The sequence below is a fragment of the Lactococcus ileimucosae genome (assembly GCF_943193185.1).
GTDB classification, from domain to species: domain Bacteria; phylum Bacillota; class Bacilli; order Lactobacillales; family Streptococcaceae; genus Lactococcus; species Lactococcus ileimucosae.
In genome coordinates this window covers 1-11,333 of record NZ_CALPDE010000034.1, presented here as the reverse complement: position 1 = coordinate 11,333, position 11,333 = coordinate 1, and the positions used below count along the sequence as shown (strand labels likewise).

Sequence of the window (11,333 nt, the reverse complement as noted above, 5' to 3'; positions counted from 1 at the left end):
CCAAATACAATGGTATCTCTCATCATATTTTAACATGTTGCTTAATATTTATGAAATGTTATCATAATGTTTTGTTACATTAAAATTTCTAGAAAGAATGTTTATTAAAAAAGAAGCACCAATATCCTCTATAATCACAAAAAATCAATCCCATAATCTCGGATTGATTTTTATACTTTATTTCAAATTAGCCTGTAGTTCTTGCCAAATTTCTTCGTTTTCTTCCAAAGAGTAGGAATTAGCCCCTGAAGCCAAAGCATGCCCTCCGCCGTCATGTCGCTTGGCAATCTCATTGATCGGCTTTGTTTTTGAGCGCATACGCACACGGTAGTGCCCATCTTCTTGCTCCACAAAGATAGCCCAAGACTGGACCTCTCGGATATTTCCCGGTGTTCCTACGATACTTGAAGTTTCTGCATCACGTAAACTAAACTTGTCCAAAATCTCTTTACTTAAAATCACGCGCGCTGCACCATTTTCAGAAATTTCAAGGTTTTCATAGACATAGCCTTGCAGGCGTGCGACGTTCATATCAAAGGAAGTCATTTCCCGCCCTAGCGCTGGACGATCAAAGTCATATTCTGCTAACTTACTCGCAAGATATAAAGTTTGGGCTGATGTGGCAGGATAAAGAAAACGCCCCGTGTCTCCAACAATTCCACCATAAAGGAGTCGAGCTGCCTCGGCATTCAAGTTTAACCCCTGTGTCAAAGCCAAGTCGGTGATGATTTCCGAAGTGGAACTTCGTGCTGGCTCAACCCAACGCAAGTCACCATAGGCATCATCATTGGGATGATGGTCTATTTTGATGACATAGTCTGCTTCCTTCCAGCGGTCGTCATCAATGCGAGGAGTATTTGCTGTGTCACAGATGATACTGAGATAAGAAGTGTTGGGCTCTAAGTTCACCTGATCCATTACTGCCAAGTATGTCAGTGTTGGTTCATCATATCCAACAGCATAGATTTTTTTTTCAGGAAAATTCTCTCTCAAAATAGCTCTTAGTCCGCACTGTGACCCAAGTGCATCGGGATCTGGATTTTTATGACGATGAATGAGAATCGTATCGTGTGCTTTAATTTTTGCAATAATATCTTTCATAATTTCTTTCCTTATGTAATTTGTAAGTTTACAACAGCTTTAGCAATAATGTTGTTAATGTAATAAATTTCAATATCCACCACTGCACCTAACCGCGTTTCATTAATGACTTTAGGATAAATTTCCAAAAGATTATCAATCGCTACAGTCCCCATGAAGTGGAGATTCATCGACTCTAGGATGACATTTCTACGGCGCCTTTTGTCTAGGGTGCGCTGTACCACTATGGTCACAATTTCTCCCAGAGCAGCACTGGAGATATTTCCCACATTGTTAACCATCAGCGGTTCAACCATAACAGTGTATGCGGAGCCTTTTTCACTAATCTTCCTAGACATATCTTCACTAAAGGTATGTGTCACCTGATTTTCTTCTTGACTCCTTTGAAGGCTCTCTAAAACCTCAGACTTGGTCACAACACCCGCATAAGTATAATCCTTATTTACAATAGGCATAATATCGTAACCTTCGTGAATCATCTTTTGGGAAATGCTGGCAACAGTCATTTTTTGCTTGGCAACTTCTGGATAGTTCATCAATTTATTGATCTGTGTATCTAAGTTTTTGTGAGCAATATCTCGCATGGTCACAACACCAACAACGATACGGTGAGGGTTGACAACAACAAAGCGGCTTAAGTTTGTCCGCTTCATGAGCTCCATAAAGTCCTTAACCGTATCTTCTTCTCGAAGCACTGGACGATGATCGTGTGAGATTTCCGCGACGGTCATGATATCTTTTTTTATCAGCTCATTTGCCAAAGCATGACTGATACGGTTTGCGACTGTAAAAGTATCGGAAGTCGCTCGCAAGAGTGGGATGCCCATCTCATTTGCATAATCAATGACATCTTGATCAACCTCAAATCCCCCTGTGACCAGCACAGCACTTTGCCCATGAAGTGCCATGCTCTGAATATCTTTCCGATCCCCAACAATCATTAGACTGTTTTTCATCAGAAATTTTTTGACACTTTCAGGTTGCATGGCCCCAATGGAAAAGCGGCTAAACTCAACATCTAAGCCAGCATGTCCCCCAAGAATTTCGGCACTGGCTATTTCTGCTATTTCACCGAAAGTCAGTTTGTTTCTTCGCTTTTGACCTTTTATAGAGACTCGAACTGTACCTGAGCGGTCATTGACTGCCACTAAACCACGATTTTCCGCCTCTTTAATCGCCCGATAAGCTGTGCCATCTGCTACGTTCAAATGATTCGCGATACGCCGAACACTGACCTGCTTGCCAATATCGAGTTTTTCTATATAACTTAGAATTTCTTCGTGTTTAGACATGAGATGCTCCTGCTGCTTGATTTCTTTTTACTTCATACTTTTCAAATTCAGATATACGCCCTGTATATTGATTGCTTCCTTTGAAGCGCCCTGCTCGCCTGTATCCTGCTTTCTTTGCAACCTGAATTGAACCATAGTTTTTTGTGTCACAATTAAGCACTATTGCCTTTAAACCTATTTGCTGGAGACAAGTATCTGTTAAAACTTGCAATGCTTCAGTCATCAGTCCTTGATTCCAGTAGCGTTTATTGAGCACGTAGGCGAGTTCCGCGATTTCCTCACGTTCAGAAAGCTTGACACACTGTAAGACCCCAACCATCTTTTTCTCGTCTTTTAGCTCTATCGCCCACTTTCCCAGAGGTTCTCTCATAAAATGATTGGCAAGGATAAACTTAGTCTGTTCCATAGTACGATGAGGCGGAAAGATAAACTCAAGATTAGCCGCATCAGAACTGTATTCAAAAATGTCAGTCGTATCTTTCATGGAAAAAGGTCTAAGCCATAACCTCTTACTTTCTATCTTCTGATGTTCCGCAAGTCTTACATAGATATTCATTCCGTTCTTTCCAGTTTCCTCTATTTTTTAATAAGTTTATTATATCACGTTCTTCCCCCTATCTGTGATATAATTTCAGACTGAACTACAATTAAAATACCGTCAAATGATGTATAATTGCCAATATTACCGGACGGCTGCCCTTAAAAACGAATTGAAAATTTCTTACTTTAACTATGTTATTAACGTAAAAACATTATATACTCTATATTCATATTTACTGGTTAACTAGATTGCGAATGCAGTTAAAAACGTAACTCAGTAGCTGCCGCGCAGCCAAGTTGGCTCTATTACTGACCTAATTCCTCTAATCTGTGATATAATTTCATTACTATGAATTATAGACGGATAAATCTCAAATTAAAGCACCCGCTTGCCTTTTGGTCTGCCTTCCCTGACCCTAGTGAGCGTGTTTTTTGGTATGATAGTCAAAAGCAAACTTTGATTATTGCGAGTCAGAGACTCACAACGGTTCAAGAAAAAGAGATAAAAAACTACCCTTATGTTTTCTATAGCCAAAGTTTTTTTGAACAGGTGAAGGGTGAGCTTTGGCAAGATATGGGGAATGAAATCATCGCCTTCAAACATTACTACATCCAGACAGAGACCGAATCTTATGTTCTGTCTTGTGATGCCCTTCCCGATATTAAAGACCAAGAGACTGACCTTCGGCATCATAGCTATGAAGAGGAAGCGCCAGAGTATAAGGAATGGGTAAAACTTTACAAGAAACTTCAAGAAAATATCACTAGCGGAAAAGCTGTCAAAATCGTTGCTTCTAGAGAAGTAAAATTTACCAGTATGACCCCCTTTAATGTTGAAGCAATTCTTGAACGTCTTATGCAAAATAATCCTGTGTCTTTTATCTTTGCTTATCATAAGTCTGGCAAAACCTTTCTGGGAGCTTCACCAGAAATTTTGGTCCAAAAAACGGGAAATCAGGTATTGAGCTATGCTTTAGCAGGTACGATGCCTCGTGCTCTTGAAAATGGGGCACAGCTTTTACTGAAAGACTCGAAAAATCTTCAGGAACACCAGATTGTCGTCCAAAAAATTAAAGAAAAACTGTTGGAGAAAGTCTCTCAAGTTGAAATTGAGCAAACTGGCATAATGGCTTTAAAAAATGTCTATCATTTACAAACCATTTTAAAAGCTGAGGCTGGTGAGTATTCCTTAATCGACTGGGCAAAGCATCTTCATCCCACACCTGCGTTAGGCGGCCATCCCAGCCATACTGCACTTAACTTTTTACGTGCAAATGAAAAACATGAACGTGGTTTATATGCTGCGCCTCTAGGTCTTATTGATACCCAAGGCAACGGCACAATTATCGTTGCAATTCGCTCTGCACTTATTAAGGATAAAACCTGTTATGCCTATGCTGGATGCGGGATTGTTGCTGCTTCTGACTGTCAGACTGAATTTGATGAAACAAAAATAAAACTAAAAACAATACTTGAGGCTCTTTAAGATGAATAATGAATACTTAGCTCCACTTGTTGATGAACTTTATCATTTAGGCGTACGGGAAGCGGTCTTTAGTCCGGGCTCTCGTTCGACAGCACTGGCCATGCTTTTCGAAGAATATGGGAAATACGATACTTATGTAAATATTGATGAACGTTCTGCTGCTTTTTTTGCTCTCGGTATAGCTAAGGTACAGCAGCGTCCTGTTGTGCTTATCTGTACCTCTGGTTCTGCTGCTGCACACTATTTCCCAGCCCTCACGGAAGCAAAGCACAGTCGTGTACCTCTAATCCTTCTTACGGCCGATCGTCCCAATGACTTGCAGTTTGTAGGCGCTGCTCAAACTGTTAATCAATCCGAGTATTTCGGAAAATTTGTGAATCATTATGAGAAATTAAGTCGTCCGACTGAACACAACTTTTGGACATATCCCCGTAAGGTGGCACAGCGTGCTTTTGCAGCATCAATCAGTGTCCCCTCTGCTGCTGTCCACATCAATATCCCTATCAGCGAGCCTTTGATACCTGACTTAAAGGCTGAAAATTATCAAAAAGGCAGAAAAAAGTTCATCATCAGCAAGGGAAAAATCAGCCCACAATTTATCCCAGAACTAAGCGGTAATGTCGTCCTCCTCGCTGGTCCAGATAGTAGCTCTGACTATCAAGAGTCCCTTATAAAATTAGCCGAAAAACTCCAGGCCCCTCTTTTGGCAGATCCTCTGTCTAATCTTCGTAAGTATGAGCATCCTAATATCATTGATAGCTACGATGCTTTTCTGGCTCATCCGCAAGTTTTAAAAGAACTCAAGGTTGATTGCTTCTTACAGTTTGGGCAAATTCCTGTATCTAAACGTGTCTTACAATTGATTACTCATAATGCAGCTGCCGAATATATTCAGATTGATCCCGCCCTAGAGTATCGCAATCCAAGTCAAACAACGACGCAGCTGGTCCAAACAGATGTGCATACTTTTTGTCAGGAGGTTCCTGCCTTAGACTCTAGCAGCGGCCATCTGGAAGTCTGGCAAAAACTTCAGAAGAAAATGCGCCAGAAACTCCAAACTGTTGAAGAAGAAAGGGCTCCTTTTGAGGGACACTATATCCAAGTCCTTCAAGCACTTCTGCCAGAAAAAGCGCAACTCCTGATTTCTAACTCCATGGCTATACGCGATGTTGACTATTTTTGGCGCAGTCAAAATTCTGATGTGCGCCTTTTAGGAAACCGCGGGACAAATGGTATTGACGGTCAAGAATCCACTGCTTTAGGTGTCTCCACTAATGGGTTGCCGACTGTTTTATTAACCGGAGACCTTTCTATGCTTCATGACATGAATGGTTTGATTGTTGGAAAAACACAGCAGTTAAACCTGACTATTGTACTTTTTAACAATGACGGTGGGGGGATCTTCCATCATTTAGCACAAAAAGGACAGCCACATTTTGACTATCTCTTTTCCACCCCTCATGGGCTGGACTTTGGTGGTTTATCTCAGCTGATTGGTCTTGACTATCATCTTGTTACAGATTATCAAGACTTTGAAAAGTATTTTTGTCAGAGTATTCACTCAGCAGGAATCCATTTACTAGAAATCAGGACGGACAAGGACTTGAGCTTAGAATTGCACAAGAAATATACAACTTATGATATTTGAAGACAGGTACATTCAGATTGGCATGAATAATTTTCATGTAAGAATACATGGGCAAGGTAAGCCATTGCTAGCATTGCACGGCTTTAGTCAGTCGGCTCTTACTTGGGAAAATTTGCAGCTGCCAGGTTATCAAGTTTTTGCTTTAGACTTCATTGGACATGGGAAATCCAGTAAGCCTAAAGCTCTGGAAGCCTACCAGCTTTCAAGCATTCTTCAAGAGCTTCAAAAACTTGTAGAACTGCTTTTTCATGGAGAGGCTTATACTCTCCTCGGCTATTCTATGGGCGGAAGAATTGCTCTACAATTCTCCCTTCAGTTTCCTGAACAGCCTATCGAGCAGCTCATCTTGGAATCTGCTGCTCCAGGTATTTCCGACCCTCTGCAGCGCGAAAAACGGAGGCAGTCTGATTTAGAGCTTGCAGACCAGATAGAGAAAAACGGAGCGGTATGGTTTGCGGACTATTGGGGCGCGCTCCCTATCTTCCAAAGTCAAAACCATCTTCCTCAGGAAGTCCAATATAAAGTCTGGTCCAGCCGTGCACTAAATGCACCTCATGCCCTGGCCCAAACTTTGCGCGCTACCGGGCAGGGCAATCTTCCAGATATTTCTGAGGCGCTCCAAAATTTAGACATGCCCTTACTTTATATTACCGGTGCTTTGGATCAAAAATATACACAGATTGCGGCGCAATTCAGTACTTATAAGAGGGCACAGAGTCTTATCGTGGAGGGCGCAGGGCACAACGTACACCTCGAACTGCCTCAACATTTTAACTTAATCTTGTCCAACTCTTTGCAGAGCAGAACCATGCTATAATGAATAAGGTAGAATACTAAAAGGAGACAAACTATGTCAAAATATAACTGGCTTGCTTTAGACCGCAAGTACGAAGATGTCATTTACGAAACTTATAACGGTATTGCGAAAATTACGATCAATCGTCCTGAAGTACGTAATGCGTTTCGCCCTAAAACAGTGGTGGAACTTATCGATGCCTTTACTGTAGCACGTGATGACACTTCGATTGGGGTCATTGTTTTGACAGGTGCTAATCACGGCCAAGGTGAAGACAAGGAAGCTTTCTGCTCTGGCGGCGACCAAAAAGTTCGTGGCGACGGTGGTTATGTCGGTGAAGACCAAATCCCTCGTCTTAACGTCTTAGACTTGCAACATCTGATCCGTATCACACCAAAACCTGTTATTGCTATGGTCAACGGTTTTGCTATCGGTGGCGGACATGTTCTCCACATCGTTTGTGATTTAACAATTGCTTCTGAAAATGCTAAGTTTGGTCAAACAGGCCCACGTGTCGGTTCTTTTGATGCCGGTTATGGTGCTGGACTCTTGGCTGCTATGGTTGGTCAAAAGAAAGCACGTGAAATCTGGTTCCTCTGCCGTCAATACACTGCGCAAGAAGCAATGGATATGGGCATGGTAAACACTGTTGTACCTTTTGATCAACTTGAAGACGAGACAGTTAAATGGTCCGAAGAAATGCTTGCCTTGTCACCAATGGCACTTCGTATGCTTAAAGGCTCAATGAATGCTGCAACTGATGGACTTGCTGGCTTGCAACAATTTGCCGGTGATGCAACGCTCATGTACTACCTCAGCGATGAAGCCAAAGAAGGGCGCGATGCTTTCAAAGAGAAACGCAAACCTGACTTTGATCAATTCCCTAAATTCCCATAAGCTATGAAATGGTTAAAAGAACAGGCTGAAAAATCGCCAAATAAACTTTTCTTAAATCAACTGACTTTTAAAGAGGTCTACGATAAAACTGTTCAGACAGCCCAACATTTAAACAAAGAAACAGCTAGGCACAACCGCCTAGCTCTTCTTTCAGAAAATTCGCCAGAAATGGTAATTGTGCTCTTTGCGCTGTTGGCTTTGGACAAGGAAGTCCTCTTGCTCAACACGCATCTTACAGCTAATGAAATCCGTGAGCAGCTGACTGAACTCGATGTGGAACTGCTGATTGCTTCGGACCAGCAAACCTATCCAGCAGACTTGTCTTTTTCTGACCTATATTCTTTAGAAACCAGCAGAGCTGTGCTCAATTGGCAGCCAGCGCCAGAGAAGATTGCTGTGATTATGAACACCAGTGCGACAACTGGAAAGTTCAAATCTGTTCCTATCACTTGGAAAATGCTTGCGGCACATGTGGCTGCTTCTGCAGCAACCATGGGCGTTCTTCCAGAAGACAACTGGCTTGTCGTTCTGCCCATGTTTCATGTCAGTGGTCTGTCCATCATCATGCGCAGCCTCTACAATGCCACTCAGGCCACCATACGTGCTTCTTTCGATGAGGAAGAGTTGATCGAACTGATTAATAACAGCTCGGTCAATATGGTTTCCATGGTACCGACCATGCTTAAACGTGTTCATGAAAAGATTGCTGCCGAAAGTCTTCGTGTCCTCTTATTAGGGGGGGAATTTATTCCGCAGCCTTTGATACAGGCCTGTTTTGCACAAGGCCTACCTGTATACAAAACTTACGGGATGACGGAAACTTTTTCCCAATCTGTTACCTTCAACATTTTGGAACATCCAGACAAGCTGACTTCTGTCGGTCAAGCACTTCCCGGGGTAGAGATTGAAATTTTACATCCTGATGCTGATCAGGCTGGCGAAATACATCTAAAATCACCAATGCTCATGAAAGGCTATCTTAATCAAGAGGACGTTCAACTCTTCAACACAGGGGATATTGGCTATCTTGATGAAGACAATTTCCTTTATATTCTCAATCGTCGTAAAGATATCATTATTTCCGGTGGAGAAAATATTTATCCAAAAGAGATTGAGGATTTACTCTATAGCTTAGAGGGAATTGTCGAATGTGCGCTTGTCCCGCAAGAAGACCAAACTTGGGGCCAAGTGCCACTTCTTTTCTACGCAGGTACGCCTGATGTCCAAGAAATTACAAGCTTTTTGAGTCAGCGGCTGGCCAAGTATAAACTACCGCGTCAGATTATCAAAATGAATGCTCTACCCAAAAATGCCTCAGGCAAAATCCTTAGGAAAAATTTAAAACATGAAGCTTAAATCGATCAGTTTGAATCACGTCCAACTTCCGATGAAGTTTAACTTCAAGACAGCCAAAGGTGAGCTGAAGCAACGTGACACCATTATTATCATTGCCGAAGACGAAAAAGGTCATCAGGGCTACGGTGAATGTGTAAGCTTCACCACACCTTTCTACACGCAAGAAACGTTTGACAGCTCATGGGAATGTTTGGCGCAGACTTACATTCCAAAAGTAATGACCGCACACTTCACACATCCCTTTGAGATTCATGCGTTTTTTGAGCAGCCCTTACCGATGGCAATGGCTGGTTTAGAGAATGCCTTGCTGGACCTTTATTACAAAGCCCAAGGAAAAAATACAATCGCTGCCCTATTTCCTGAGCCATTGACAGAAACTTTATCGCGTGGTGCCGTCTTGGGCGATGTGCCTTTTGAGCAGCTTCCTGAAAAAATCGAAGCCTTAATCGCTCAAGGTGTAGAAAGAATAAAGCTTAAGATTAAACCCGCAGATGGTTTTGAACGCGTCCAATATGCTGTGGAGCATTATCCTCAGCTCCAATGGGCTGTTGATTCCAACCGCTCTTATGCCCTTGAAAATATCGAAGCGCTGATAAAGCTCGATCAATTTGGACTTGTCTGCATTGAAGAGCCTTTTGCTACTGATAATCTCGAAAATTATAAAGACATTCTTCCGCAGCTTTCAACACCTATCTGTTTTGATGAAAATGTCCAAAGTTGGAGTGATTTACAGGCTCTTTCTCAACTTAAGGGGAAAACCATGCTCAATATCAAAATTGGCCGATTAGGTGGACTTTATCAAACCAAAGAAGCTATCGCCTTTTGCCGGAAAAATAACATTTCCTTCTGGATTGGCAGTATGGTCGAAAGTGGTATTTCCAAGATATTGCATACACAACTGGCCACTTTAAGCGACAATGTCATGCCAGGGGATTTGTCCGATTCGTCCTATTATTTTACAGAAGATTTGATCCTACCAGAGATTAAATTTATTGAAGGCAAGATGAACAGACCGCGTGGCAAGGGTTTGGGTGTATCTATCAATCAGGCAGCACTTGAGGATTACACCGTGAAAAAGGAGATTTTTACATGAATTTAATTGAACAACTGGGTATTCAAAATCTGGTTTTAACCCCAACAGGTTTTACCGCTCAAATGCCTTTAGGAGACTTTCACGCGCAACCTCAAGGTTTCTTAAATGGTGGGGCAACACTTGCCTTTGCTGAGGTTGCTGCTGGTATGGCAAGTAATCTCTTGCTTGACGATAAACATTTTGCTGTCGGACAAGCGGTCAATGGCAATCATTTGAACCCAACTCAAGCAGCAGGAATACTCTCTGCTCAAGGGCTCCTTATACATAAAGGTGGGCGTACACATGTGTGGGAGATGAAGTTTACGGATGCGCGTGAGGTTTTAGTGGCACAAGTCACTGTGACCAACGCTATTGTGAAAAAAAGATATGAATAAAGACAACCTAATATTTACAGAATTGGTAGATATAAATGAAGCCGAACTTGCGGATATTCATCACTTAATTATCGACACTTGGGCTTATCAAGAGTGGAATAAACAAGACAATGTCTTGCCTATGGCTGACTTTTTTCTTGAAACAGTCCTCTTGACCTCCACAAAAGTCTTTGTCACTAAAGATAAGAGAAAAATTATCGGCGTCGTCGCTGCTGCTCTCACTCCTGACCTCCTTCCCAAAAGTCGGATAAGATACCGCCAAGAGAAGCTCTAAGTTTAATTATCAACCAAGGAAAGCCAGAAACCGTTTTTGACTTTTACTTGGAAACCATGAAGCTCAATGAGGAACTTATACAACAAAGCAAGGAAACCTTTGATGCTGCCTTAAACCTCTTAATCTTAAATGAGAACTACAAAGGCTTAGGTCTTGGCAGCACACTCTATCAGCTTTTCCTTGATTACTTGAAAGAAAATGAGGTAAAAACCTTTTTCCTCCTGACAGACAGCTATTCCAACTATCCTTTTTACGAGAAAAAAGGCTTAAAAAGAATCGCCGCACAGCACTTCTCCTGGAGTAATGATGCGGAAGTTTTGGAGGAAGACGTTGAGGAATATTATGTTTATGCGGGGCGCGTAGAGCGATAATATAGCCTTTAAAATAAAAAACACAGTCTTGAACAGCTCCTGTTAAAATGGACAAGAAATAAAAAAATATTTCGTCCATTTTAACAAGGAGCTTTTCTCATGCGT

The 11,333-nt window shown here is 41.9% G+C and carries 10 protein-coding genes and 1 pseudogene; 8 read left to right on the top strand and 3 right to left on the bottom strand.

Going from position 1 to position 11,333, the window contains the following annotated elements:
* Nucleotides 1-177: 177 nt before the first annotated feature.
* The 3 genes from NFR51_RS10250 to NFR51_RS10240 are packed head-to-tail and all read right to left on the bottom strand — an operon-like array spanning nt 178 to nt 2,949.
* Nucleotides 178-1,101 carry a DHH family phosphoesterase gene (locus NFR51_RS10250; protein ID WP_251713560.1) on the bottom strand — a complete coding sequence of 308 codons (924 nt, stop codon included), beginning with the start codon at nt 1,099-1,101 and terminating at the stop codon, nt 178-180.
* Nucleotides 1,102-1,112: 11 nt separating this feature from the next.
* Nucleotides 1,113-2,393, bottom strand: a complete 1,281-nt coding sequence (locus NFR51_RS10245; RefSeq protein ID WP_251713559.1) for a DRTGG domain-containing protein — start codon at nt 2,391-2,393, stop codon at nt 1,113-1,115.
* Nucleotides 2,386-2,949, bottom strand: coding sequence for a GNAT family N-acetyltransferase (locus NFR51_RS10240; protein ID WP_251713558.1), 564 nt, complete (start codon nt 2,947-2,949; stop codon nt 2,386-2,388). Before NFR51_RS10240 ends, NFR51_RS10245 begins: the two co-directional genes overlap by 8 nt.
* 333 nt (nt 2,950-3,282) lie before the next feature.
* Here NFR51_RS10240 and NFR51_RS10235 point away from each other — a divergent pair, with 333 nt between their 5' ends.
* From NFR51_RS10235 to NFR51_RS11085, 8 genes and pseudogenes are all read left to right on the top strand, one after another.
* Nucleotides 3,283-4,419, top strand: coding sequence for an isochorismate synthase (locus NFR51_RS10235; RefSeq protein ID WP_251713557.1), 1,137 nt, complete (start codon nt 3,283-3,285; stop codon nt 4,417-4,419).
* 1 nt (nt 4,420) lies between these two features.
* Entirely contained in the window at nt 4,421-6,067 is a 1,647-nt protein-coding gene (gene menD / locus NFR51_RS10230; RefSeq protein WP_251713556.1) for a 2-succinyl-5-enolpyruvyl-6-hydroxy-3-cyclohexene-1-carboxylic-acid synthase, read from the top strand.
* Complete coding sequence (menH, locus tag NFR51_RS10225; protein WP_251713555.1) at nt 6,057-6,884, top strand: 2-succinyl-6-hydroxy-2,4-cyclohexadiene-1-carboxylate synthase; 828 nt, start codon at nt 6,057-6,059, stop codon at nt 6,882-6,884. Before menD ends, menH begins: the two co-directional genes overlap by 11 nt.
* 33 nt (nt 6,885-6,917) lie before the next feature.
* Entirely contained in the window at nt 6,918-7,760 is an 843-nt protein-coding gene (menB, locus tag NFR51_RS10220; RefSeq protein ID WP_251713554.1) for a 1,4-dihydroxy-2-naphthoyl-CoA synthase, read from the top strand.
* A 3-nt stretch (nt 7,761-7,763) separates the two neighbouring features.
* On the top strand, nt 7,764-9,116 hold the full coding sequence (menE, locus tag NFR51_RS10215) for an o-succinylbenzoate--CoA ligase (RefSeq protein WP_251713553.1): 1,353 nt from the start codon (nt 7,764-7,766) through the stop codon (nt 9,114-9,116).
* Nucleotides 9,106-10,209: an o-succinylbenzoate synthase gene (gene menC, locus NFR51_RS10210; RefSeq protein WP_251713552.1), complete on the top strand. Its 1,104-nt coding sequence runs from the start codon at nt 9,106-9,108 to the stop codon at nt 10,207-10,209. Before menE ends, menC begins: the two co-directional genes overlap by 11 nt.
* The gene (locus tag NFR51_RS10205; RefSeq protein WP_251713551.1) at nt 10,206-10,583 is read left to right on the top strand and encodes a PaaI family thioesterase; all 378 of its coding nucleotides are present in this window, start codon (nt 10,206-10,208) and stop codon (nt 10,581-10,583) included. The genes menC and NFR51_RS10205 overlap by 4 nt, the downstream gene beginning before the upstream one ends.
* Nucleotides 10,576-11,228, top strand: a pseudogene (locus tag NFR51_RS11085) (GNAT family N-acetyltransferase). Before NFR51_RS10205 ends, NFR51_RS11085 begins: the two are co-directional and overlap by 8 nt.
* Nucleotides 11,229-11,333 lie beyond the last annotated feature (105 nt).